Below are 22,221 nucleotides of genomic sequence, written 5' to 3'. Positions count from 1 at the left end.
TGGGTGGCTCCTTTTTACAGGTAAATCGTGCCCTTGAGGTAGAGCACTGCGTGCCCGGCGATAATCACGCGGTCGCCCTTGAGTTCGCAACGCAGTTGTCCACGACGGTTGCCTCCCTGTTCGGCGGTCAATTGCGACTTGCCCAGGCGCTCGGCCCAGAATGGCGTCAGCGAGGTGTGCGCAGAGCCGGTGACAGGGTCTTCATTGATACCGACATTCGGGCCGAACCAGCGAGAAATGAAATCAAACCGCGTGCTTTTGGCCGTCACCGCAATTCCGCGTTTAGGCAGGCCCTTGAGGCGAACGAAATCCGGCGTCAGGGCGGCGACCTGGGCTTCGTCTTCCAGCAGCACGATGTAGTCATCGGTGGCATACACCTCGGCGTGCTCAACCCCCAAGGCGTTCAACAGGCCGGTGGGTGGCTCACAACGCTCGGGCTGCTTGGCCGGGAAATCCATCGCCAGTTCGTCGCCATTGCGCGTTACGCGCAACTCACCGCTGCGGGTGGCGAAGCGCAATACATCCGGTGCATCCGGCAACTGGTGAATCAAGACCCATGCCGCCGCGAGCGTGGCGTGGCCGCACAGGTCCACCTCGACTTCCGGGGTCAGCCAGCGCAACTCGTAAAATCCATCACGGGGCACGAAGAACGCGGTTTCCGAGAGGTTGTTCTCGGCGGCGATGTTGTGCAGTTGCTCATCGGTCAGCCATTCGGTCAGCGGGCAGACCGCCGCCGCGTTACCGCCAAAGGGATGTTGGCTGAAAGCATCGACCTGGTAGATATCCAATTTCATCAGGAGCACTCCGTGTAGGGGAGGCCGGACACTAACAGTGGGTCCCCGGAGCGTCAAAATACAGATACGAAGTTTTTTTGAGCGCAAACGCTGTTCAGCCCAGGCGCAATACCATCGCCCCGCCGGCAATGATGCAGGCGGCGAGGAGGCGAGCCCGCGTCAGATGCTCTTTGAGTACCCATGCACAGATCACCACGCCAAACAGGATGGAGGTTTCCCGTAGCGCAGAAACCGTGGCGATCGGTGCGGCAGTCATCGCCCACAGGGCCAGGCCATAGGACGCCAGTGTGCCGAAGCCGCCCACCACGCCAAGGTGCCAGTGGCGCCTGACGTATTCAATGAAGACGCCGCGCTGTGTGGCCAGGGCCCATGCGCAAAGCGGGATGCCGGTCAGCAGGAATATCCACAGGGTGTACGCCGCCGGCGCGCTGGATTTACGCACACCCACGCCGTCGATCAGGGTGTATCCCGCGATCACGCCGGCGTTGATCAAGGCCAGCACCACGCCTTTTCGCGACCCTGCCGAAGGGACGGCGGCCATGCTCAAGATGCCGAGGGAGATGATTGCGATGCCGAGCCAGGCGAATGCCGACAATGCCTCGGACAACAGCAGCACGCTCACCGTCGCCACCAGCAGTGGCGCGGTACCGCGCATGATCGGATAGGTCTGGCTCATGTCGGCCACGCGGTAGGTCGAGGCTATGAGGGCGAAATACAGCACCTGGAAAACCACTGATGCCCCTATGAACGGCCAACTGCCTCGCGCCGGGGGCTCCAGGAACGGGACAGTCGTCAACGCGATCAGCGAAGCGACTGAGGCGATCATGCAGGTGGTCAGGAGCTTGTCGGCCCCCCCTTTGACTACGGCATTCCAGGTGGCGTGAAGTGCGGCGCCCAGCAGAATGATGGCGAATACGTCGAGGCTCATGAAGGGCGTTCCTGCTGCGCTCAAGGGTATGTCAGACAGGCAAGAGTGTGATGAAGTAGCTCACAAAGAGGAAGACCCGTTACGGGCTGCATCCTTGCAGCCCGTAACGGGTCGGTGTTGCAGTGAGCCGGGCGGGATACTCGATCCTATCCACAACGGGCTCTTTATCGAATTCGAGCCCGCTGCCCAAACACCCTGTTTCGCTGTTATTGGAGTGCTACATCGAGCATCGGCGGAATGTAACCGTAGTCATACTCGGCCACCACGAACGTCTGCTGCCCTTTGATCTTGATCCCCACCGTCGGTGCTTCGGTACCGCCGATACGAATCTGCTTGCCGGTTTCGTCGGTCGGCACACTGTCGATAAACGAGGTCACCAGGCCGTTGGGCATCACACAGTGCGAGTAGGTCTGGAAAGGCTGGGAGGACGGGTTGCCCAGCACCAGGCCGGAACCGTTCAACGGCACGTAAGGGCCGAACAGCGAATCGGCGACGAAACCGTACACCCCGTCCGGCCCGGTCACGCCGTCGGCATAGGTAAAGGTGTGGCTGATGGTGAACAGGTAGTACTTGCCGTCCTGGAACACGAAGTGTGGGCGTTCGGTCTGGTCGTTGACGCCGACCGCGGTCAGCAGCGGCGGCAGCATTTCCCAGTCGTCCCCGTCTTCGTCACGGGCCACGGCGATACCGACACAGGCGGTCTGGAAGCGCGAGTTGCCGACGTCTTCATAACCCGGCGGCACATCGCCGATTTCGGCTTTCCCGACCTTGTGCGAACCGCGCTCGCCGGCCACGTTGCCTTCAAACAGCATGTACAGTTTGCCGTCGTTGGGGTCACGGAACGGCCAAGGATCGCGAAAGCCCCAGAAGGCGTTCTGCGCTTCGGTCTGATACATGTGGCCGTCGGCTTCGAACAGCGGCTTGACCTTTTCAAAGCCGACCATGCTGACACCATGCTCGGTCGTCACCACCCGACCGCGCACCTTGACGATGGTCGCGCCTGGCGTGACGGCGGTGTAGTACAGGTCAATGTCCCCCTTTTCGTTCAACAGGATTGGCGTGCCGGCCCATTCGCGAGCGGTCGGCGAAACCCCTTCGGCCATCACTCGGCCACCGAGTTTCCAATCCTTGCCGGTACGGGAAAACCAGTAGTACATCTTTGCCCGGCCATGGCGGTCGTTCCAGTCGCGGGTGATGTCGTAGTTACCGTTCTCGTCGATGTACTCCGGGTCGTTAGGATGGCGATCCGCGGTCAGGGTGAAGATCACCGACCAGCCATCGACGGAGGTCACGTTTCCGTCCAGGTCGCGCAGCGGCATGGTGTCCCAGATGAACACCTCATTGCTCAATACCGGGAAATCCGCACTGACCAGTGGCTGGGTCGTAGTGGGATCGTCCGCGTGGACTTTCAGCGCATCGGCCCGAGTCCAGAGGCTGGGTTGATGGGGGATCTTGCCGAATTTTTCAGTGTTGCTTTTCATGGGTAATACCTCGTCCGTGAAGGAAGTTATAAAAAATACTGTATGTACATACAGTAGTTTCATCTTAGGCAAACCTGTTTTTAGGGTCAAGCGTAAATTTGCATTTGTGCATAATTTGACTTTTTACGCAGGCTGATACGTTTCAGCTTGATGCGTTTCTAGAAGTTAGCTTTAAGCCTGATCGGCGACGATGCCTGCATGATATTCGCGGCAGAGAACTGTGGTGCGTTGGTCTGGGCGTGGGCGGGCGTCTTCAAAGCCTGGAGTACAGGCATGATCAAGCAGCCAGGTTGGCGGGTGTCGTATTGGAGAGAGGGGAGTTTGACGTCGCTGGACCCGCATGGATGTCCAGAAACAAAAAAGCCCGCACTAGGCGGGCTTCTTGAGGTGATTCACAGACTGCTGTAGACATCTATGGATCGGTACTTGGTGGCTACACAGGGACTTGAACCCCGGACCCCAGCATTATGAATGCTATGCTCTAACCAACTGAGCTATGTAGCCAAGTGGCGCGCATTATTCGCGTAGAACGGGAATGCGTCAAGCGTTTTTGTTGAAAATTTTTCTACGCTTTCAACTGTTTAAGGAAAATCGGGCTAAACAGCGACGAGTGGCGGGTTGGGCGTCAGGTTTCGGCGGGATGGGCACGGCCTTGCTGTCGCGCATGAAAAGGCTAGATCGAGTTGGGCTGATATCCCTGTCGCCCAACGATGGCCAGCTAGTCTGGCTTAAGGTCGCAACGGCGTGTGGGTGACGCGCTTGAGTTGTTCACGTGCCCGTGACAGGCGCGAGCGAACAGTGCCGATAGGGATGTCCAGTGCATCGGCGGTGTCCTGATAGCTGCCATCCGTCTCCAGCGAGGCATACAGGGTTTTGCGCATTTCCTGCGGCAGGTCCTTGATGGCTATCAGGGTTTTTTCCAGCCGGCGATTGACCTCGAACTCCCAGTCCAGATTACGGCTGTCCTCCTGGCCATGCCACAGCGCCTCGTCGAATTCGCAATGCACCGGTTTGGCATACAGGCGCCGGAAGTGGTTGCGAATCAGGTTCTGCGCGATTCCGCACATCCAGGTGCTGAGTGTCGCCTGGCCGCTGTAGCGCTCGCGGTTACGCCAGGCTTCCAGGTAGGTGAGTTGCAGAAGATCGTCCGCATCTTCCGGGTTGAGCACGCGCTTATGAATGAAGCGCCGGAGTTTTTTTTGTTGGTCGTCCGTCAGGTGGAGCATGAATTGAGGCGAGCTGCCAACAAGATGAGCGAGGGCACCAATAGGGATATCCATGATTTTTTCCTCTGGGTGGACACGGTCGAAGTGGTTTCGACGTGACCCCTTTTGCACTGGCTGTGCCAAAGAAAAAAAAGTTTTAATTCGTTGATTTATAAGTAGATATTTATTTTTTTGTGCTGGGTTTTGTGCAGTCTTTTGCAAAAAGCGGGGATGCTGTTGTGCGGGTATTTTCAAAAACGCCGCAGGGATAGTTCGATGGAACCGTATGGCGCGCGCCTGCCACATAGGGACACAAACTCCCTGTCCTGGCCCGCCCATGAAAGTCGAACCGTTCAACGATGTGCAACCGATCCTGAGCCCGGATCAACCCCGCATCGGCGTTACCCAAACGCAGGCCGGTGCCACGGCTATCGACGACATTGCCCAGATATTCAACGAAGAAATGGCGCTCAATGGCGTGGCTCTGGGCCGCCGTTCGATTGGGCGGCAGGTCACACCGATTGAGCACATCACCCAGCTCTATGAACAACTGGGCCATCCTGCCCAGGCGTCATTGGCAACCGTTGCTCGCCAGGTCCGCATGCAACTGTTGCTACAGCCTGGTATCGACACATTGCTCGAGCTGACTGGCCGCGATCCTGCGCGCACCTTCGTGGTACTTCAGCGGGTGGCGGCCGAGGCGCAAGCTGAAGCGCGCAAAGTCGAGGCGGCCCTGGCGCGAGATGCACTCGCAAAGTTGGAAATCCGCTTCAAGCGGGAAATCCAGGCCGGGCTGAATATCGCACTGACGCTGCAGCAGGCCAGTGGTGACCCAGAGGAGCGCCAAGCGGTGCGTGCGTTGTATTACGCCAGCGTGGTCATGCGCCAATCCCTGGCGTTCATGATGCAATCGCTGCTCGGGGTGTACGGTGGCGAGCAGTTTGGCGCCGGGCTCAACCTGATGCGTCGTGCTTTGGCCGACGATATCGCCGCCCACACGCCTTCGGTACCCACGGCACAACTGCGTACGTTGCTGCTGGGTTTGCAGAGCTGCAGCCAGCTGGGCGGGGCGTTATCCAATTGCCAGGCGTTGATCCAGCGCCTGGATGCGGAACTGGATGCGGTAGGCCTGCTGCAACGGCTTCTGGGCTATGCCGGCACCGGTATCGAATCGGCGGAAGTCCAGCGGCTGGCTTGCGATTTTGGCGGCGCGCTACCGGCTGCCCAACTGGTGTCTCTCAACGGCTTGTACCCGGTGATGCAACGTTTGCCCCTGGCTCTGTGGCGTGACAGCCGTGGGCGTGAAGAGGCCCTGCACAACATCTTGCTGGTGATGGACGAATTCACCCGTGCCGAGCGCGGTCACCTGCACTTCGACGGTGAGCCGAGGAGCCTCCCGTGACGGTGCTGGCCGCCATCAACGCTGTGCTGCTCAAAGTGGCGCAGCGTGCTGAAGTGTTAGGCGCGGTGGTGGTCATGGCCATCGTGTTCATCTTTATTGTGCCGTTGCCCACCTGGTTGGTGGATATCCTGATCGCACTCAATATCTGCATTTCCTGTTTGCTGATCGTGCTCGCGCTGTACCTGCCCGGGCCGTTGGCGTTCTCGTCGTTCCCGTCGATTTTGCTGCTGACCACGATGTTTCGCCTGGCATTGTCGATCGCCACCACGCGTTTGATCCTGCTGGAGCAGGACGCGGGTGACATTGTCGAAGCCTTCGGCAATTTTGTGGTGGGCGGTAACCTCGCGGTGGGCCTGGTGATTTTCATGATCCTGACCCTGGTCAACTTCCTGGTGATTACCAAGGGCTCCGAACGGGTCGCCGAAGTCGCCGCGCGCTTCAGCCTGGATGCCATGCCGGGCAAGCAGATGTCGATCGACAGCGATTTGCGCGCCGGGCTGATCGACGGTGGGCAAGCTCGCGACAAACGCGAGCAGTTGTCCCGTGAAAGCCAGCTGTTCGGGGCCATGGACGGGGCCATGAAATTCGTCAAAGGCGACGCCATTGCCGGCTTGATCATCGTGCTCATCAACCTGCTGGGTGGTTTCTCCACCGGGATGTTCCAGCATGGGATGAGTGCGGGAGAATCGATGGCGTTGTATTCGGTGCTGACCATTGGCGATGGCCTGATCGCCCAGATTCCAGCGCTGCTGATCTCCCTGACCGCCGGCATGATCATTACCCGTGTGGCACCGGATGGGCGCAAGGGCGCCAAGAACATGGGCGCCGAAATTGCCCGGCAGATGACCAGTGAGCCCAAGAGCTGGATGATCGCCTCGGTGGGCATGCTGGCCTTCGCCGCGCTGCCGGGCATGCCCACGGTGGTGTTTATTCTGATCTCGCTGATGACCGGCAGCCTGGGCTACTACCTGGCGCGTCAGCGCCAGCGCGAGGCTGCCCCGCCGCCGCAGGCTGAAAAAGTGGTGCGGCCCGAGGAAAACGGTGACGAAGACTTGCGCGGTTTTGATCCGTCACGCCCCTATCTGTTGCAGTTCCACCCGACGTTGTACGCAACGCCGCAGGTCATCGATATCGTTCATAAGATTCGCCAGGCCCGCAACGGGCTGGTCACGAGCATCGGCCTGACGCTGCCGCCGTTTGAAGCCGAATTCGATGACTTGCTGGCACCCGACGAGATGCGCTTCTGCGTGCATGAAGTGCCGGTGATGGCGGCGACCCTGAGTGATCGCATCGCCGTTGAATACGCATTGCTGACGCCACCCTTGGAGCGAGGCGAGAGAGGGCTCCCTGAGCGCGATGAGCAGGACTGGTTATGGCTTGCTCCCGATGACCCTTTATTGGACGACCCCCAGGTCGAGCGTTTCACTGCCCCGAGCCTGATCATCGAGCGCATGACGCGAGCGATGATGCTCAGCGGGCCGCGCTTTCTCGGTATCCAGGAGAGCAAGGCGATTCTCAGTTGGCTGGAACACAACCAGCCGGAACTGGTGCAGGAACTGCAACGCATCATGCCGCTTTCGCGGTTTTCGTCAGTGCTGCAGCGCCTGGCCAGCGAAGGCGTGCCGTTGCGTGCGGTGCGCTTGATTGTCGAGTCGTTGATCGAGTACGGCCAGCATGAGCGCGAACCGGATGCCTTGGCCGATTACGCGCGCATTGCCCTCAAGTCGCAGATCTACCACCAATACAGCGAGCCCGATGGCCTGCATGCCTGGCTGCTGTCGCCCCAGACTGAAAACATCCTGCGCGAAGCGTTGCGCCAGACCCAGAGCGGCGTGTTCTTTGCCCTCGACAACGAGAGCAGTGCAGCCCTGATCAACCTGCTCAACCAGGCATTTTCGGCGCGGCCCAAAAGCAAGAGCGTGATGCTGGTGGCACAGGATCTGCGCAGTCCCTTGCGCACTTTGTTGCTGGACGAATTCAGCCATGTGCCGGTGCTGTCCTTCGCCGAGTTGGGGAGTACTTCCAAGGTCAGGGTACTGGGGCGTTTTGACCTGGGCCAGGACGAGTTGATGCGCGGAGCAGTGGCATGACACCGCCGTTAATGCTGACACCACAGGTGCGATGATGTTCGAGCTGCGGGTACTCGATGGACTGCAAAAAGGCGCCGCTTTGCCGTTGTTTGGCGAGCAGTGGAGCCTTGGCGCCCACGCGGATGCCGACCTGTTGTTGAGGGACCCGGGTATCACCGAGCACCACGCCCGTTTGCAACTGGTCGACGGACATTGGACGGTGCAGGCCGAAGCGGGGCTGTTGCAAGACAGCGACGGGCAAGTGCTGGCGCAGATCGGCGACCTGGCACTCGATACGCCTTTTGTGATCGGTGCCGTGCGCTTGTGTGTGGTGCCGGCTGATCAGCCTTGGCCGCAGGCGCCGCCTGACCGGCCAACACCGTTGGCGCCGCCGCCTGAACCCGCCCAGCGGCTGGTGCTGTCGTCGATCTCCCCGTCGCAACAGAAACGTTTGATCAGCCTGGTGTTGCTGTGTGCCTTGGTCATCGTCGCGATCGGTATCGTCTCGACGCCAGGGCGCGGGGCACAGGCGTCGCTGATGCCCGCCGTGGAGCAAAAGCAGGAGCTGATCTCGCCCTTCGAGGTGCGGCAGCAGTTGTTGAAGATGCTCAGCGAACGTGAGTTGGCTCAGCGGGTCAGCTTGCAGGTGATCAATGCCCAGATTGTCCTCAACGGCGATGTTTCCCAGGAAGAGGTCGAGTTGGTCGCCCGCATGCTCAGTCGTTTCGCCGAGCAGTTCGACACCGCCGTGCCGGTGATCAGCCGCGTGCAGGTACGCGATAACACACTCCCCTTCAAGATCCTCCAAATCGTCGGCGGCGCCAGCGGCCATGTGGTGCTTGAGCACGGCGTTCGGTTGTTCGTGGGCGACGAACTGAATGGCCTGCGGTTGGTGTTGATCGACAACAACAAAGTGATTTTTGACGGTACGCAACGGTATGAGGTGCGCTGGTGAACAACTCGATACAGGCGCGCCTGGAAGCGTGGCGGCTGAACCAGTCACACGCGTTGACCCGCTTTGCGCCCGTTTCGATGCGCGGTCGCATACAGCGTGTGAACGGCATGCTGTTGCAATGCCGGTTGCCTGACGCACGTATTGGTGACTTGTGCCAGGTGGAGAAAAAACCGGGTGATTGCATGCTGGCCGAAATCATCGGGTTCGATCAGCAGGACGCGGTGCTCAGCGCCCTGGGTAACCTGGAAGGTGTGCGCGTAGGCGCCAGTGTTGAGCGCCTGGGCGTGCCACACCGAGTACAAGTCAGCGAGGCGCTGCTGGGGCAGGTGCTGGATGGCTTTGGTCGGCCTATTGCGGGGGACGGTCCCAGTGCGTTTGTCGTGACCGACACGCTCGATGCCAGCACCGTATTGTGCGAAGCGCCGCTGCCGACCGAGCGACCGAGGATCAATCGGGCGCTTGCCACCGGGGTGCGTTCGATCGATGGCCTGTTGACCTTGGGCGAGGGCCAGCGCGTGGGCCTGTTTGCAGGGGCCGGTTGTGGCAAGACCACCTTGTTGGCCGAGATTGCCCGCAACGTCGACTGCGATGTGATTGTGTTCGGCCTGATTGGTGAGCGAGGCCGCGAGCTGCGTGAGTTTCTCGACCATGAGCTGGATGACGCATTACGCGCCAAGGCGGTATTGGTCTGTGCCACCTCCGACCGTTCCAGCATGGAGCGCGCCCGCGCCGCTTTCACCGCAACGGCGCTGGCCGAAGGGTTTCGGCGCAAAGGCCAGCGGGTGTTGTTGCTGATCGATTCCCTGACCCGGTTCGCCAGAGCCCAGCGCGAGATCGGCCTGGCGGCCGGCGAACCCCTGGGGCGCGGGGGCTTGCCGCCGTCGGTGTATAGCTTGCTGCCGCGGTTGGTGGAGCGGGCCGGGCTGACGCGAGACGGTGTGATCACCGCCATCTACACGGTGCTGATCGAACAGGACTCCATGAGCGATCCGGTGGCCGATGAGGTTCGCTCCCTGCTTGATGGTCACATCGTGCTGTCGCGCAAGCTGGCCGAGCGTGGTCACTATCCGGCGGTGGATGTACTGGCCAGCTTATCGAGGATTTTGAGCAATGTGGCCGAGCCCGCACATATCCGGGCCGGCACCGCGCTGCGACGCTTGTTGTCGGCGTATCAGCAGATCGAGCTGATGCTCAAGCTGGGTGAGTATCAGCCCGGCAGTGATGCCTTGACCGATATGGCCGTGGACAGCCGTCAGTCCGTCGATGGTTTTCTGCGCCAGGACTTGCGAGAGCCATCACCTATCACGACGACCCTGGAGCAACTGACGGAGCTGACAGCGTATGTCCCCTTCTGAGTCACTGAGTGTTGAAGTCGAGACACTGCGGCGCTTGCGTCGGCATCGCGCGGATCGTGTCGAGCGAGCGTTGAGTGCCGCCCAGCGAGCCCAGCGAGCCCTGCTGGAACAGATCGCGCAGGCGCAGCAGGCGCTTGAACACACACGCCTCGAAGAGGCGCGGCAATGCGCACAACTGCTGAGTCAGCATCAGGGGCAGGTCATGACCTTCAAGGCGTTGAAAGATTGGAGCGCCCAAGAGCGCAACCTGTCGGCCGGCACCCAGCGTGAAGAAGACCAGCTACACGCCTTGCATGAGCAAAAGGCGCAGCAGGCCGAGCACATCAGCAGCGTGCAGAAGCAGGTCAGCCAATGTTTGCGTGAGGTCGAAAAGCTTCAGGAACTGGCCAGTTTATTGATTCAGGAGGAGGCGTGACTCAGGTGCCGGCAGACAAGGTCGAGCGTCCGCGCCTGCGGGAGCTTCGTGAGGCGCGTGAGGCCGGGGCCGGCGTGGCTATCCCTGAAGAACAAGGGCAGTTGTTCCGCCGGCTATTCGCTGATGAAGGTGAGCCCACGGGCTATGGCAGCCACGCTGCGGCGGGACGAAGCGCAGCCGCAGAGATCGCCATGATCGAGACATTGACCGAACAGTTGGCCCCTCGGTTACACATCGCTTCGCAGTGGCCGCTGGAAGCGATGCTGTACGTGCCTCGGCTGGGGCGGATTAAGACCCGTATCCGCCGAGAGCAGGGCGCCTGGAGCGTTGAGTTGGAGGCCGAGCAGGACACGACGACGCGTTGGCTCAGTGGTGTGCGACAGCGCTGTGAGGATCGGATTGCCCAGGCCGTTGGCCAGCCGGTCAGCCTGCATCTGGCGCATCTGGAGCGCACGTGATGATGCCGCCTCTGGCCTTGCGCCCGGTGCAGGGTGACGTGGTCGCTGCGCTGCGTCGGTTGGGGGGCGGGTTGCGCCTGCCCTTTGAGGTCGACGGCCAGCGCGGGGAGTTGCGGCTTGAGCCCGCGCGCGCACCGGAAGGCGTAACGCCGTTGTGTTTTGAAACGGCCTGCGGGGTGCTGGCGTTCGGTGAGCCTTCTCCGCAGCTCAGCCTGTTGGGCGAGTGCCCGGTGACACTGGCCCAGGCCGGCAATGATCCGGACTCCTGGTTCTGGGCGCTGTTTGAACAACATCTGAGCCCACAGGTTCGCGCGTTGTTCGGCTACCTGCGTTTATCCCCCGCGGTGCCGGTGTTGGACTTCGGTTGTCGGCTGTGGGTATGCCTTGGCGCATCCAGGGTCGCGGGTTTTCTGTGGATGTCTACGCATAGCTTCCTGGCACTGTGCGAGGCCGGGCCTTGGCAGCCGACAGCCGCGCCGATGCCGGACCGATTCCAACTGACGCTCGCGGTCACGCTGGGGCATTTGCGTTTGTCGATCGCGCAGCTGTGCAGCGTCCGCGAAGGCGACGTCGTGGTGCTCGAACACACCTATTTTCAAGTGCAGGGCACCGGTTACTTGCCCGTCGGCAAGCATCGCCTGCACGGGTGCATTGACGATGCAAGCGGGTCGCTGTGCCTGACCGTGACTTCAATAGAGGAAACAACTGTGGATGAAGATTTGATTGCTCATCACGCTCCGCAAGGCGGGGACGACCAACCGGTGACGGATGTGTTCGGTCATGAGCCATTTGATGAGTTGAGCATGGCGCTCAATGTACGCTGCGGCACGCTGAACCTGAGCCTCGGCGAGTTGCGCAACCTCGCCCCCGGCGCCGTGCTGGGGATAACCGGATACGCCCCCGGCATGGCCGGGCTTTACTATGGCGACCGGCCCATCGGCCAGGGCCAGTTGGTTGAGGTGGATGGGCGGCTCGGCTTGCAGTTGTCCCGTGTGGTGTTCTCCCGATGACCTTTCAAGGCGTGGACCCGCTCGTTCTCGCGCTGTTTCTGGGTTCATTGTCGCTGATGCCGATGTTGTTGATCGTGTGCACGGCGTTCTTGAAGATCGTCATCGTGCTGATGATTACCCGCAACGCCATCGGCGTGCAGCAGGTACCCCCGAGCATGGCGATCAATGGCATCGCCCTGGCGGCGACGCTGTTTATCATGGCGCCCGTCGGCTATGAGGTGGCGCAGACGCTCAAGGCGTCACCGCTGGACTTGAGCAGCGTGCAGACGATGCAAGAGACTGGCTTGGTGGCCATCCAGCCGTTGCGCACGTTCATGCAGCGCAATACCGATCCGGATGTCCTGACCCACCTGAAGGAAAACAGTGCGCGCATGTGGCCGCCGGAAATGGCGCAGCAGGTTCAGCGCGAAGACTTGATCCTGTTGATGCCGGCCTTTGTTCTCTCGCAGTTGCAGGCGGGTTTCGAGATCGGCTTCCTGATCTACATCCCGTTTATCGTCATCGATTTGATCGTCTCCAATCTGCTCCTGGCATTGGGCATGCAAATGGTCTCGCCCATGACCATCTCACTGCCGCTCAAGCTGCTCCTGTTCGTCCTGGTGTCCGGATGGTCGCGTCTGCTCGACAGCCTGTTCCTTTCTTATCTGTGAGTGACCTATGGAACCGATCGTGCTGTTCAAGCAAGGCATGTTGCTGGTGGTGGTCCTGTCGGCGCCCCCGTTGATCGTGGCGGTGGTGGTCGGTGTGCTGACATCGCTGGTGCAGGCGTTGATGCAAATACAGGATCAGACCCTGCCCTTTGGCATCAAGTTGGTCGCGGTAGGCGTCACGCTGATATTGACCGGCCGTTGGATTGGGGTGGAGTTGATCCAACTGATCAACCTGACGTTCGACATGATCGCCCGTTCGGCACTGAACTGAGGTTACCGGCTTGCTGCTTCTCGTTGATTACCTGCCCAGCCTGCTGGTCGCCATGGCGCGCATCTATCCCTGTGCTTTTCTGGTGCCTGCATTCTGCTTCCAGCACCTTAGGGGGATGCCTCGACACATCATCGTCATGGTCCTCGCGCTGATTCCGGCACCCGGCATCTACAGCGTGCTCAACGGCCAGGACTACTCGGCCTTGATGATCGCTGGGTTGGTGTTCAAGGAGCTGGTGCTGGGGTTCCTGCTCGGGATCTTGCTGGCCATGCCGTTCTGGATGTTCGAGTCAGTGGGCGCCTTGCTGGACAACCAGCGTGGCGCCCTGGCCGGTGGTCAGCTCAACCCTTCATTGGGGCCGGATGCTACGCCCGTGGGCCACCTGTTCAAGCAGTTGGCGATCTACCTGTTGATCGCGACCCTCGGGCTTGGCGTATTGACCCAGGTGATCTGGGACAGCTACCTGGTGTGGCCGCCGACGGCGTGGCTGCCGTCGGTGGCGGTGAATGGCTTCAGCGTATTCCTCGGGCTGCTTGGCGATACGTTCATGCACATGATGCTGTATGCCGCACCGTTTATTGGCGTGTTGCTGTTGCTGGAATTCGGCGTCGCCTTGCTCGGGTTGTATAGCCCGCAACTGCAAGTGTCGACCCTGGCGCCGCCGCTCAAAAGCCTGGCCGGGTTGATGATCCTGATTTTGTACTTTCCCCTGTTGCAGGATTTGATCGTCGGTCGCATGAGCCTGCTGGGTGATCTCAAACACGCCCTGGGCCTATTGCTTCAGGGCTCGACGCCATGAGTGACTCCGGTGAGAAAAAGCACGCGGCGACGCCGAAGAAGTTGCGTGACCAACGTCAAAAAGGCCAGGTCGCGCAGAGCCAGGATGTCGGTAAATTGCTGGTGTTGACCGCCTTGAGCGAGATCGCCTTGTTCACGGCCGAACCCAGCATGCAACGCTTCCAGCAGCTGATGGTGCTGCCCATGTCGCGAATGGGCCAACCCTTCGCACGCGCTTTGGAAGAGGTGTTGCTGGAAAGCCTGATCGTGTTTTTTGCGTTTGCCCTGATGATGGCCGGCGTGGCGATCAGCGTGAAGTTGATCAGCAGCTGGATGCAGTTCGGGTTGCTGTTTGCGCCACAGAGCCTGCAGCTCAACTTCAGTCGCCTGAACCCTCTGAGTCAACTCAAGCAGATGTTCTCGGCCCAGCAGGTCATGAACCTGTTGATGAGCCTGGCCAAGGCCCTGCTATTGGGCGTGATCCTGTATGCCGTGATCGGTCCGTCCTTGGGAACCCTGATCAAGCTGGCCGGTAGCGACCTGCAAACCTATGTCCAGGCGCTGATTGTAGTGTTCCGCCATCTACTGCATGCCTGTCTGGGCTTGCTGTTGGTCTTGGCGTTGATTGACCTGGCGTTGCAGAAGCATTTTTTTGCCAAGCGCATGCGCATGACCCAAGTGGAGGTACTCAAGGAATACAAGGATATGGAAGGCGACCCGCACGTGAAGGGGCAGCGTCGCTCCCTGGCTTATCAACTGGCCCAGGAAGAACCCAAGGTCAAGCTGCCCAAGCTGGAGGAATCCGACATGCTGGTGGTCAACCCGACGCACTTTGCCGTCGCCTTGTATTACCGCCCAGGCAAGACGCCGCTGCCGTTACTGGTGGACAAGGGCACGGATGCGCAGGCACGCGCGTTGATCGACCGGGCGAAAGCCGCCGATGTCCCGGTGGTCCAATGCGTCTGGCTGGCCCGTACGCTGTACGAGAAAAAGCTGGGGATGGGGATTCCTCGCGAAACCTTGCAGGCGGTCGCCTTGATCTACCGGACCTTGCGTGAGCTTGACGCTGAAGCCAAGCGCGAAACCCTGGAATTGCCGGGACTGGAGCGGCGTTGATTCAGCGAGCGGCGCGCCGGTCCAGCGTCTCGAGATTGGCCAGCGAGAGCAGGCGGCTGATGGTTGCGTCGAGCGCCTGGCGCTGTGTCGGCAGTGCATGCCAGATCACCAGGTTGCCCCCGGCGTCCAGGTAGACAAAGCAGCCACTGAAGGCCACTGCTTGTTCAAACCGGCGCTCAAGTGCCCGCTGCAATTGTCGGGGTTGCAAGACGTCGCGGTTCACCTGCAGGGCCAATCCCGGGCCGGCAGCCGTATCCATGGCGTAGATGGCAATGCCGGGGCCGACTGGCAGGTGGGCGCCAGGGCCACCCACCCATGCGTCGCTGAATGCCTTGCGACGCTGCTGGTTATCGGCAAGTGCGTGGGGCGTCATCGTTCCAGCGATATCGTCTGGTAATCCGAACGCTCGCCTGACGGGCCCGACTCGGCTCGCATCTGCGGTGGCCACCAGACCACCAGCGTGTGCTTGCCTGACTGCGGACGTGAGCACGAGTCGCCTTGGCAGGTCGGCGTGCAGCCGGCGACGAGCAGTGCCGCACCGATGAGTGTGGAGCACAACAGTAAAGGCTTCATTGCGGTTGGTTCCGGGTTGGGGTGAGCAGGGAAGGGCGGGAGACGCCGATGTGTTCGTCTTTCACCACGGGACGCATGGCAATAAAGACCTCGGCTTCTTCACCCGGCTTGAGCCAGGCTCGCGGCCAGACGCTGACGGCCAGGGTGTGTGAGTTACTGCACTCCTTTTCATCAATACGTACGTTGCGCTTGAACTGGTTGCGCAGCACGACGACGGCCACGTTGAAGTCCGGGCCGGTGTACCACTGGCTGCGGTCGGTATTGAGCGCCAGCAGATCGCGCGTGACGCATAGGGTATTGAGCCCCAAGGGCAAGGGAGCCATCTTGAAAGGCTTGGGTACCTGGCCGCTCACCAGATGCGCCAGGGTGCTGGTGATATCGCTGCGCTTGATCACCGGTTGGTGAGGGGCATCGCGCCTGGCCAAGGGTTTGAGGGCGGCTTGCAACTCGGCCTGATCGTCTTGTGGCAGGTAGCGCGAAGGGTCGGCCTGATCGCCGATGACCCGCGGGGTCAGGATGAACAGCCTTTCGCGGCGATTGTTCTGGCGTTCAGTGGAAGAAAACAAGGCCTTGCCCAGCAGGGGAATATCTCCCAGCAATGGGACTTTGTTGTGCTTGTCGGTGCTTTCGCTGACGTGGAAGCCACCGATCACCAGTGAGCGTTTCTCCGCCATCACCGCCTGGGTGCTGACTTTGCCACGGCTCACATCCGGTGTTGTGCTCAGGGGGTTGGACTCATTGAAGTTACCGTCTTCGATGTCCACCAGCAGGTGGATCTGATGCTTGCCCCGGGACGTGATGACCCTGGGCACGACCTGGAAGCTGGTGCCGACCGTGACGGGCAAGATGGTTGCGTTCTCGGTGCCGCCGACCAGGTATTGAGTGCGGTTGAAATCGATCACCGCAGGGTGGTTTTCCAGGGTCAGGACCGACGGGTTCGAGACCAGGGTTGCCAGGCCGCGTTGTTCCAGGGCACGTATGTCTGCGTAGAACCGGTCGCGATTTTCAAATGAAAGTTGTGATGACGTACCGGGGCTCGTGTTCACGCCGCCTCGGAAACGGCTGTTCTGAAACCCCCAGTTAACCCCGAATTCACGCAGTTGAGTGCGCTCGATATCCAGGATGATTGCGTCGATTTCCACCAGCTTGCGCGCTACGTCGAGTTGGGCAATCAGGTCGCGATACATGGCCTGGCGTTCGGGCAGGTCATAGATCAGTACCGCGTTGTTGCGCACGTCCGCCTCGACGCGGATTTTGCCGCTGCCGACGGGCGCACGCGGCGTGACCATGGGGCCAGTGCCTGGGGGCTCCGAAGGTGCCGTGGTGCCCAGCATCTGCCCCAGCAACGGGTTGCTCAAGCGAGCGCCGCTCGCCGCGAGCGGTGCGGGTGCGGAAGGGGGCGTGGTACGGGGTGACAAGGCTGAGGCTGGGCGCGTTTCCAATAGCCCGCGCAGCATATTGGCGACGCCGGGGACGTTGTATTTTTCGCCACGATAATCAATCTGCCGGTCTGCGGCATTGGCAAACTTCAGAGGGAACGTCAGTACGCTCTGTTTTTCATCGGGCGACCGGCGCTGGCTGGCGAACTGTTTGATCTGCTCGATGTAGCGTCTGGGGCCGGAAACCAATATCACACCGTCCTCGGGGAGCTCGCCCCAGCCGAAGCGGCTTTCCAGCAAGCCGATATCAGTCAATGCCTGCTTCAAGTCCGCGATGGTTTCCGAGGAGACCTCGAGGCGTGCGGATTCCTGTTGGTCCAGGGTGCTGATATACAAAGTGTTGTTGTACAAGTACCACTGGAAACGATGCTCAACGCCCAACCTGTCGAGCAGCGACTGGGGGGTATTGGCGCGGATCTTTCCATTGACGACACCCTCCAGCAGGCCCTCGATCTGCAACTGCGTGCCGAAGGTCTGGGCGAAGTCTTCAAGTACCTCGCGCAAAGGCTTGTGTTCGGCTTCATAGGCATACGCGGTGTTTTTCCATTCGCTGGGAATGGCGGCCTGTGCGCTTTGCCAAGGGATCAGCAACCATGGCAGAACGAGCAGGCCGCGCCAGCCGGAGCGCTTTGCAGTTAACCGGGGCGAGGGGGCATGCAAGCCATCAGGCTTGTCGGAGGTATTGTTCATAAGGCGTTCTCTGATTAAGGCGAAAGCGGATGTCGCGAGGTGGTGCGCAGCGCACGGGCAGGGCGTGCAAGGCGGGCCATGACTGCCCGCCAGGTGTCACGCTGATTGAGCAGCGCCTCGAGGCTTTTCTGCACCTGCGTCGGGTGTGGCGCGTCGTGCAGGCACTCGAGCAACCACAGCGCGCCATGGGCCGGGTCTTGGGCGAGCGCCCCTGGAAAATGATGCAAGCTGGCGGCGCCCGGACGCATCCAGTTCTCCAACTGGGCATTGGTGGGCACGTGCTGAGTGAGTTCAACGCCCAGTACCAGCGCGCCGCTGTCACGTCGCAGGACGATACGGCTATCGCCTTCAGTCAAGGTGATCTGCGGATCGGAACCGCTCAACCAGTGCGCCAGGTCATCCTCACCTTCAAGGGATTCCATCAAAGACGATCTTCCCTTTATCGGCCATGTGATTGGTCATCGCGAAGGTTGAGGTCACCAGTTGGTTGGCATCCATTTTTAGCTCGAGGGCTTCACCCAATAACGCCTCGAATGTTTCGTTATCGAGCGCCTCTTCCGTAGCTTTCTTCATCTGTTCGATGCGGCGGTTGACGGTATCCAGTTCCCTGTATTGCCGTTGCTGCTGGCGGTAATCAAAACTCATGGGCGGCTCTCCGGTGGCTTTGCCGTTATAAGTGGCTAAAGCCTGGTAACGGTTCCACGCCAAGAGTTTTGAAAGGCAATGTAATCAGCGCTGCCGGAAATTCCTTACCTGCCGCGGGACACGGGCTCAAGCAATAGCAGGCTATCAACGGTAGAGCGCCACTCGATGTGGAAGCGGCCTTCTTCGGTTTCCAGTATGAGTGTCTCGGCCGCCAGGGAGTCATCAAGGCGCAGGCACCAGGGGGCCTCAGTGTGAAGCTGCAGCCATTGCTCGACCTGCGCGTGGTCCTGCGGGTGGCAGACCAGGTTGGCGGCGATTGCCGGGACTTGCGTGTTCAGCAGTTTTTTAAGCAGTGCGCTGAGGCGCTCGGCGGGAGGTGTCAGCTCCAGCAAGCTGATCAGCGCTTGATTGGTGACGGAGGTGGCAATCTGCTCGAGGCGCTCGCAAATGGCCTGCCGCTCTACTTCCCAGCGTTCGAGCTGGCGATTGGCACGCTGCCAGAACTCGACCTGGGCCTGTTCAAGCAATTGCTCGCTGTGTGCCTGAGCCTGGCGCAGCAGCGCGTCGGCTTGGGCCTGGGCGTTTTCGAGCAACTGCTCGGCCTGTCGGCTGTCGGCAAGGACAGCTCGGGGAATCAAGGCATGCGGCAGGCTTGCGGTGGGCATCGACAGTTCAATCTTGCGTCGGCATAACATGGTGCGGGGGCACTCCGGAGGGGGCAGCGTGAAAGTCGTCTTCCGCCGCAGCGGTGGCACGCCAGATCACTGCCTGCCAGACAGTGTCCAGTTTGCTTCCCACTTGCGGCAGGTATTGGCTTTCGAGTTCCAGTACCCGACGTCGCGCAAAACTGAGGCGCAAGCGCTGCCACACGGTGTGATCGACCCAGGCGCGCAGATGATGCAGAGGGTCTTCACCGGGTTGTCGGGACGAGGAGGGCAGGGCCATGGATAGGCGGGCGCACCACTGGCGCTGGTCATGATTCAAAGCCGTATCGCGCCGTGGGTGGTAAATGCCGTCGACCAGGGTCAGCATCAACGCTTGTTGCTCCGGCGGTGCCAGTACCATCCGCAATAGCGCGGCAGAGGGCTGGATCGGCAGGCAGGGCGTGATGCCCAATGCGCGACTGATCAGCTCATGTCGGCCGCGGCATAACGCCAGGCTGGCGGGTGAGTTGAGATCGAAGGCGACCCATGGATGCTGCGAACGGCTCCAGGGGCAGGCCCACCAATGCACCCAGTCACGGATATCAGGCATGTGGTGGCGAACTCGAAGGTGATGCGGTTCGCGTCTTGCGAAGCCATAGAGCAGCGGCAACGAGTGACACTATCAAGAGGATCAGCAAGACCGTCACACAGATCTGCCAAAAGGCCAGGTCAGCCTCGGGTACTAGAAACGCGCCGAAGTAGACCAGTCGTTCGCGCTCGATATAGGTCGCGGCCGGCACGAACGTAACGGTGAGTTTTTGCGGGTTGTCCGCCGTGGTACTCATGCCGGGGATGCTGCTGGCAACCATCCTGCGTACGCGTGGCCTGATGTTGTCCGGCTCCAGCCTTGGATCGTGCTTGATAAAGACCGAGGCTGAAGCCGGTTGTACGGGTTCGCCCGGCGCTACACGCTCGGGCAGCACAACATGGACGCGGGCAACGATGACCCCATCTATGTTGGATAGCGTCGCCTCCAGTTCCTGGGACAAGGCATAGATATAGCGCGCACGCTCTTCCAGCGGGGTGGAAATAACCCCTTCCTTACGGAAAATTTCACCGAGTGTGGTGCGCGCGGTTTTTGGCAGCCCTGCCGCCTCCAGCGTTCGAACCGCACGGGCGATATCGCTTGTGCGGACCCGTACCACGACACCGTCTTTCTCCAGCGCTTTCTGGGCACGGATATGCTTGTCCGCCAGTTCGGCGATCACATCGTTGGCTTCCTGCTCGGACAGTTGGCGGTGAAGGTCAATGCGTTCGCCACAGCCGCTCAGCATGAACATCAGCGCAAGTAATAAATAGATGAAACGCGTGCGCATAAGCGGCCTACTGCAAGTTGGTGGTTTTTTCTACCATCGAAACGCAGTGCTTAATGATTTTCACCGACACGGTCAGGACCTCTTTGCTTTCAGCCAGCGCCTGCGGGACTTCAACTGATTTTATCGAGTTCTTGTCTTTCACCAGGTCGCTCAAGCCCTTGGAGACATCGTTGGCGCGCGCCCTCAGATAGTTGGATTGCTCGGCCAGAAAGTGCGTGCCGATGGTGGGGGGCGGTGTTTTGACGCTGTCATTGGTTGCCAGGGCTGACGCAAAAAAGTGGCTGTCGATGGTGCTGTCAGGGCCCGTCGTGGCTTCGGCGATTGGAAGCGGTGTGGAAGGCGGCGAGGCCCACTCGTTTTTTAAAAGCATGTAATCTCCACCCATTGCACGAGGTTGAAAACGAAAAGAGTTGCCTCCCTTGCTAAGCAAACAAAGGAGGCAGTAGGGTCATGGCCTGGCTGAGCCTATTTGTTGCATTATTTTTGTCGAATTATCGATATGAATGGTATTGATAGCGTGCTTGACGTTATCCCCATTCTTTTTCTTTTGCAGCTCAGCTAGTACCTGTTCCGTTTGCTCGTTTGAGATGAGGCCGTTGCTAGGAATGAGTGAGGATATGTTGTTGGTATCCATATGCAGTACCTTTTACAGTTGGAAATGTCTATGTGGTTAGCAAAGTTTACTTGTGCGAGTGTTAAGGGCTAACGCTCACATCGTGGGTGGCTGAATATGTTTCAATAGTTCCGGGCTTGCGCTTTTTAGTCGTTGCCAGATATTTCGTAAATGTTGTCTGTTGACGGGGCTAATTGAATATATTCAAGTGCTTCAAACGGTAGTACAGCGTCCGCTTGGGGATTCCCAGTTCCATCGCCACACTTTCCACACAATCGGCATGACGTTTCAGGGAGGCCTCAATCAGTGATTTCTCGATTTGTTGCAGTTTTTCCTTGAACGGTTGCACCCTCTGCTCCACCAGCGGTTCGCACAGGGGCGGCAAGCCCAACACAAAGCGCTTTGCCGCTGAACGCAGCTCCCGGATGTTGCCGAGCCAGGCGTGACACAGCAATTGTTGGAACAACGTAGGGGAAGGCGTCGGTGCGGCGCATTTGAAGTGCTCGGCTTCCTGTTGAACCATGCTCAAGAACAACGGAATGATTTGCTCCTGGCGAGTACGCAGCGGTGCGAGGCGGATGCTGACAACATTGAGCCGGAAGAACAGATCGCGCCTGAAGGTCCCTTGTTCAACCATGTCATGCAGCGATTGCTGGGCAGAGGCGATCACGCGCATGTCTACCGGGATGAAACGAGTCGACCCCAGGCGTTCCACTCCGCGAGACTCCAGTGCACGTAATAGCTTGGCTTGCAGCGCGAGGGGCATGCTATCGATTTCATCCAGATACAACGTGCCCAAGTGCGCTGCTTCAATAAATCCTGCACGTGACTGCACCGCACCGGTATAAGCGCCACTGTTCACGCCGAACAGCTGGCTCTCCGCCAGGCTTTCCGGAATCGCCGCACAGTTCACGGCGACGAAGTTTCCTCGACGCCCGGATAAACGATGAACGCGTTGGGCCAGTGTGTCTTTGCCAGTCCCCGTTTCTCCTAATAACAGAATGTCAACATTGAGTGTTGCAGTGCTATTGATTGTATGCTCGATATCGGAACTTTCAGTGAGTGGATGGTCTGTTTCGTGTTCTTCTTGAAAGACGGCCGACATAGTGTGGATGCTCTACTCTCACGTTTAATTCACTGTGGGTGGCGCAAATGATAAAGGCCACTCAGTAGAGCTCAAATTGCGAAGAATGTCATGAGTTCTTCAATGGATAATGGCAGGAAGTAGAGTGGGAAAAGTTGGATTGAGTGAGCGGTTAAGTTGTGCAAGTGCTTTTTTGTTTTTAACGCCGCACAGCAAGTAAGAATAATCTTAAAGTGGTGATGAGTGGAGGGAAGTAACAGCTTGTTTGTGG

Annotated in this window: 25 protein-coding genes and 1 tRNA gene; 11 read left to right on the top strand and 15 right to left on the bottom strand. The window is 59.7% G+C overall.

Going from position 1 to position 22,221, the window contains the following annotated elements:
* Positions 1-14: 14 nt before the first annotated feature.
* From JBE38_RS22765 to JBE38_RS22745, 5 genes are all read right to left on the bottom strand, one after another.
* Positions 15-794, bottom strand: a complete 780-nt coding sequence (locus JBE38_RS22765; protein ID WP_060754788.1) for a PhzF family phenazine biosynthesis protein — start codon at positions 792-794, stop codon at positions 15-17.
* A 94-nt stretch (positions 795-888) separates the two neighbouring features.
* Entirely contained in the window at positions 889-1,722 is an 834-nt protein-coding gene (locus JBE38_RS22760) for an EamA family transporter (RefSeq protein WP_090366950.1), read from the bottom strand.
* A 206-nt stretch (positions 1,723-1,928) separates the two neighbouring features.
* A complete protein-coding gene (locus JBE38_RS22755) occupies positions 1,929-3,203 on the bottom strand; it encodes a glycoside hydrolase family 68 protein (RefSeq protein WP_060754790.1) in 1,275 nt (424 codons plus the stop codon).
* Positions 3,204-3,630: 427 nt separating this feature from the next.
* Positions 3,631-3,707: transfer RNA gene (locus JBE38_RS22750), tRNA-Met, on the bottom strand.
* A 224-nt stretch (positions 3,708-3,931) separates the two neighbouring features.
* Positions 3,932-4,483 carry an RNA polymerase sigma factor gene (locus tag JBE38_RS22745; RefSeq protein WP_060754791.1) on the bottom strand — a complete coding sequence of 184 codons (552 nt, stop codon included), beginning with the start codon at positions 4,481-4,483 and terminating at the stop codon, positions 3,932-3,934.
* A 262-nt stretch (positions 4,484-4,745) separates the two neighbouring features.
* On the opposite strand from JBE38_RS22745, the gene sctW reads away from it, so the two are divergent.
* Genes sctW through sctU form a run of 11 tightly spaced genes read left to right on the top strand, consistent with a single transcriptional unit; the run spans position 4,746 to position 14,886 of the window.
* The gene (gene sctW / locus JBE38_RS22740) at positions 4,746-5,810 is read left to right on the top strand and encodes a type III secretion system gatekeeper subunit SctW (RefSeq protein WP_205345169.1); all 1,065 of its coding nucleotides are present in this window, start codon (positions 4,746-4,748) and stop codon (positions 5,808-5,810) included.
* Positions 5,807-7,900 (top strand): type III secretion system export apparatus subunit SctV, encoded by a 2,094-nt coding sequence (gene sctV, locus JBE38_RS22735; protein WP_205345168.1) that lies wholly within the window; start codon positions 5,807-5,809, stop codon positions 7,898-7,900. Before sctW ends, sctV begins: the two co-directional genes overlap by 4 nt.
* A 34-nt stretch (positions 7,901-7,934) precedes the next feature.
* Complete coding sequence (locus tag JBE38_RS22730; RefSeq protein ID WP_205345167.1) at positions 7,935-8,834, top strand: FHA domain-containing protein; 900 nt, start codon at positions 7,935-7,937, stop codon at positions 8,832-8,834.
* Positions 8,831-10,189 (top strand): FliI/YscN family ATPase, encoded by a 1,359-nt coding sequence (locus tag JBE38_RS22725; RefSeq protein WP_060754795.1) that lies wholly within the window; start codon positions 8,831-8,833, stop codon positions 10,187-10,189. The genes JBE38_RS22730 and JBE38_RS22725 overlap by 4 nt, the downstream gene beginning before the upstream one ends.
* Positions 10,176-10,604 carry a type III secretion system stalk subunit SctO gene (sctO, locus tag JBE38_RS22720; RefSeq protein WP_205345166.1) on the top strand — a complete coding sequence of 143 codons (429 nt, stop codon included), beginning with the start codon at positions 10,176-10,178 and terminating at the stop codon, positions 10,602-10,604. The genes JBE38_RS22725 and sctO overlap by 14 nt, the downstream gene beginning before the upstream one ends.
* Positions 10,601-11,062 (top strand): type III secretion system HrpP C-terminal domain-containing protein, encoded by a 462-nt coding sequence (locus JBE38_RS22715; RefSeq protein ID WP_205345165.1) that lies wholly within the window; start codon positions 10,601-10,603, stop codon positions 11,060-11,062. Before sctO ends, JBE38_RS22715 begins: the two co-directional genes overlap by 4 nt.
* The gene (locus tag JBE38_RS22710; RefSeq protein ID WP_205345164.1) at positions 11,059-12,072 is read left to right on the top strand and encodes a FliM/FliN family flagellar motor switch protein; all 1,014 of its coding nucleotides are present in this window, start codon (positions 11,059-11,061) and stop codon (positions 12,070-12,072) included. Before JBE38_RS22715 ends, JBE38_RS22710 begins: the two co-directional genes overlap by 4 nt.
* Entirely contained in the window at positions 12,069-12,722 is a 654-nt protein-coding gene (gene sctR, locus JBE38_RS22705; RefSeq protein WP_090366944.1) for a type III secretion system export apparatus subunit SctR, read from the top strand. Before JBE38_RS22710 ends, sctR begins: the two co-directional genes overlap by 4 nt.
* Positions 12,723-12,729: 7 nt before the next feature.
* On the top strand, positions 12,730-12,993 hold the full coding sequence (gene sctS / locus JBE38_RS22700; RefSeq protein WP_060754800.1) for a type III secretion system export apparatus subunit SctS: 264 nt from the start codon (positions 12,730-12,732) through the stop codon (positions 12,991-12,993).
* Positions 12,994-13,003: 10 nt separating this feature from the next.
* On the top strand, positions 13,004-13,792 hold the full coding sequence (gene sctT, locus JBE38_RS22695; protein WP_161548327.1) for a type III secretion system export apparatus subunit SctT: 789 nt from the start codon (positions 13,004-13,006) through the stop codon (positions 13,790-13,792).
* On the top strand, positions 13,789-14,886 hold the full coding sequence (sctU, locus tag JBE38_RS22690; protein ID WP_090366941.1) for a type III secretion system export apparatus subunit SctU: 1,098 nt from the start codon (positions 13,789-13,791) through the stop codon (positions 14,884-14,886). The genes sctT and sctU overlap by 4 nt, the downstream gene beginning before the upstream one ends.
* 1 nt (position 14,887) lies before the next feature.
* Here sctU and JBE38_RS22685 read toward each other — a convergent pair whose 3' ends face one another.
* The 10 genes from JBE38_RS22685 to JBE38_RS22645 all read right to left on the bottom strand — a co-directional run bounded on the left by JBE38_RS22685 (position 14,888) and on the right by JBE38_RS22645 (position 21,971).
* On the bottom strand, positions 14,888-15,259 hold the full coding sequence (locus tag JBE38_RS22685; RefSeq protein ID WP_161548325.1) for a transcriptional regulator: 372 nt from the start codon (positions 15,257-15,259) through the stop codon (positions 14,888-14,890).
* Complete coding sequence (gene hrpT, locus JBE38_RS27740) at positions 15,256-15,459, bottom strand: HrpT family type III secretion system protein (RefSeq protein WP_060754804.1); 204 nt, start codon at positions 15,457-15,459, stop codon at positions 15,256-15,258. Before hrpT ends, JBE38_RS22685 begins: the two co-directional genes overlap by 4 nt.
* Positions 15,456-17,588, bottom strand: coding sequence for a type III secretion system outer membrane ring subunit SctC (gene sctC, locus JBE38_RS22680; protein ID WP_090366937.1), 2,133 nt, complete (start codon positions 17,586-17,588; stop codon positions 15,456-15,458). The genes hrpT and sctC overlap by 4 nt, the downstream gene beginning before the upstream one ends.
* A gap of 14 nt (positions 17,589-17,602) precedes the next feature.
* A complete protein-coding gene (locus JBE38_RS22675) occupies positions 17,603-18,010 on the bottom strand; it encodes a hypothetical protein (protein WP_090366935.1) in 408 nt (135 codons plus the stop codon).
* Positions 17,997-18,233 carry a hypothetical protein gene (locus JBE38_RS22670; RefSeq protein ID WP_090366934.1) on the bottom strand — a complete coding sequence of 79 codons (237 nt, stop codon included), beginning with the start codon at positions 18,231-18,233 and terminating at the stop codon, positions 17,997-17,999. Before JBE38_RS22670 ends, JBE38_RS22675 begins: the two co-directional genes overlap by 14 nt.
* 104 nt (positions 18,234-18,337) lie before the next feature.
* The gene (gene sctL, locus JBE38_RS22665) at positions 18,338-18,898 is read right to left on the bottom strand and encodes a type III secretion system stator protein SctL (protein ID WP_235863192.1); all 561 of its coding nucleotides are present in this window, start codon (positions 18,896-18,898) and stop codon (positions 18,338-18,340) included.
* A 7-nt stretch (positions 18,899-18,905) separates the two neighbouring features.
* Entirely contained in the window at positions 18,906-19,487 is a 582-nt protein-coding gene (locus JBE38_RS27735; RefSeq protein WP_235863190.1) for a type III secretion protein, read from the bottom strand.
* On the bottom strand, positions 19,480-20,253 hold the full coding sequence (sctJ, locus tag JBE38_RS22655; RefSeq protein WP_090366930.1) for a type III secretion system inner membrane ring lipoprotein SctJ: 774 nt from the start codon (positions 20,251-20,253) through the stop codon (positions 19,480-19,482). Before sctJ ends, JBE38_RS27735 begins: the two co-directional genes overlap by 8 nt.
* A gap of 7 nt (positions 20,254-20,260) precedes the next feature.
* Entirely contained in the window at positions 20,261-20,623 is a 363-nt protein-coding gene (locus JBE38_RS22650; RefSeq protein ID WP_126870743.1) for a hypothetical protein, read from the bottom strand.
* 433 nt (positions 20,624-21,056) lie between these two features.
* Positions 21,057-21,971 (bottom strand): sigma 54-interacting transcriptional regulator, encoded by a 915-nt coding sequence (locus JBE38_RS22645; RefSeq protein WP_090366926.1) that lies wholly within the window; start codon positions 21,969-21,971, stop codon positions 21,057-21,059.
* Between the last annotated feature and the right edge of the window lie 250 nt (positions 21,972-22,221).

The sequence above is a fragment of the Pseudomonas sp. ICBG1301 genome, from assembly GCF_016918385.1.
Taxonomy (GTDB): domain Bacteria; phylum Pseudomonadota; class Gammaproteobacteria; order Pseudomonadales; family Pseudomonadaceae; genus Aquipseudomonas; species Aquipseudomonas palleroniana.
This window is presented reverse-complemented; position numbering and strand designations above follow the sequence as displayed.

Bases quoted from the DNA above. Each gene is read 5' to 3' on its own strand.
- JBE38_RS22765 (WP_060754788.1), bottom strand. From the start codon at position 794: ATGAAATTGGATATCTACCAGGTCGATGCTTTCAGCCAACATCCCTTT.
- JBE38_RS22760 (WP_090366950.1), bottom strand. From the start codon at position 1,722: ATGAGCCTCGACGTATTCGCCATCATTCTGCTGGGCGCCGCACTTCAC.
- JBE38_RS22755 (WP_060754790.1), bottom strand. From the start codon at position 3,203: ATGAAAAGCAACACTGAAAAATTCGGCAAGATCCCCCATCAACCCAGC.
- JBE38_RS22745 (WP_060754791.1), bottom strand. From the start codon at position 4,483: ATGGATATCCCTATTGGTGCCCTCGCTCATCTTGTTGGCAGCTCGCCT.
- sctW (WP_205345169.1), top strand. From the start codon at position 4,746: ATGAAAGTCGAACCGTTCAACGATGTGCAACCGATCCTGAGCCCGGAT.
- JBE38_RS22730 (WP_205345167.1), top strand. From the start codon at position 7,935: ATGTTCGAGCTGCGGGTACTCGATGGACTGCAAAAAGGCGCCGCTTTG.
- sctO (WP_205345166.1), top strand. From the start codon at position 10,176: ATGTCCCCTTCTGAGTCACTGAGTGTTGAAGTCGAGACACTGCGGCGC.
- sctR (WP_090366944.1), top strand. From the start codon at position 12,069: ATGACCTTTCAAGGCGTGGACCCGCTCGTTCTCGCGCTGTTTCTGGGT.
- sctS (WP_060754800.1), top strand. From the start codon at position 12,730: ATGGAACCGATCGTGCTGTTCAAGCAAGGCATGTTGCTGGTGGTGGTC.
- sctU (WP_090366941.1), top strand. From the start codon at position 13,789: ATGAGTGACTCCGGTGAGAAAAAGCACGCGGCGACGCCGAAGAAGTTG.
- JBE38_RS22685 (WP_161548325.1), bottom strand. From the start codon at position 15,259: ATGACGCCCCACGCACTTGCCGATAACCAGCAGCGTCGCAAGGCATTC.
- hrpT (WP_060754804.1), bottom strand. From the start codon at position 15,459: ATGAAGCCTTTACTGTTGTGCTCCACACTCATCGGTGCGGCACTGCTC.
- sctC (WP_090366937.1), bottom strand. From the start codon at position 17,588: ATGAACAATACCTCCGACAAGCCTGATGGCTTGCATGCCCCCTCGCCC.
- JBE38_RS22675 (WP_090366935.1), bottom strand. From the start codon at position 18,010: ATGGAATCCCTTGAAGGTGAGGATGACCTGGCGCACTGGTTGAGCGGT.
- JBE38_RS22670 (WP_090366934.1), bottom strand. From the start codon at position 18,233: ATGAGTTTTGATTACCGCCAGCAGCAACGGCAATACAGGGAACTGGAT.
- sctL (WP_235863192.1), bottom strand. From the start codon at position 18,898: ATGCCCACCGCAAGCCTGCCGCATGCCTTGATTCCCCGAGCTGTCCTT.
- JBE38_RS27735 (WP_235863190.1), bottom strand. From the start codon at position 19,487: ATGCCTGATATCCGTGACTGGGTGCATTGGTGGGCCTGCCCCTGGAGC.
- sctJ (WP_090366930.1), bottom strand. From the start codon at position 20,253: ATGCGCACGCGTTTCATCTATTTATTACTTGCGCTGATGTTCATGCTG.
- JBE38_RS22650 (WP_126870743.1), bottom strand. From the start codon at position 20,623: ATGCTTTTAAAAAACGAGTGGGCCTCGCCGCCTTCCACACCGCTTCCA.
- JBE38_RS22645 (WP_090366926.1), bottom strand. From the start codon at position 21,971: ATGTCGGCCGTCTTTCAAGAAGAACACGAAACAGACCATCCACTCACT.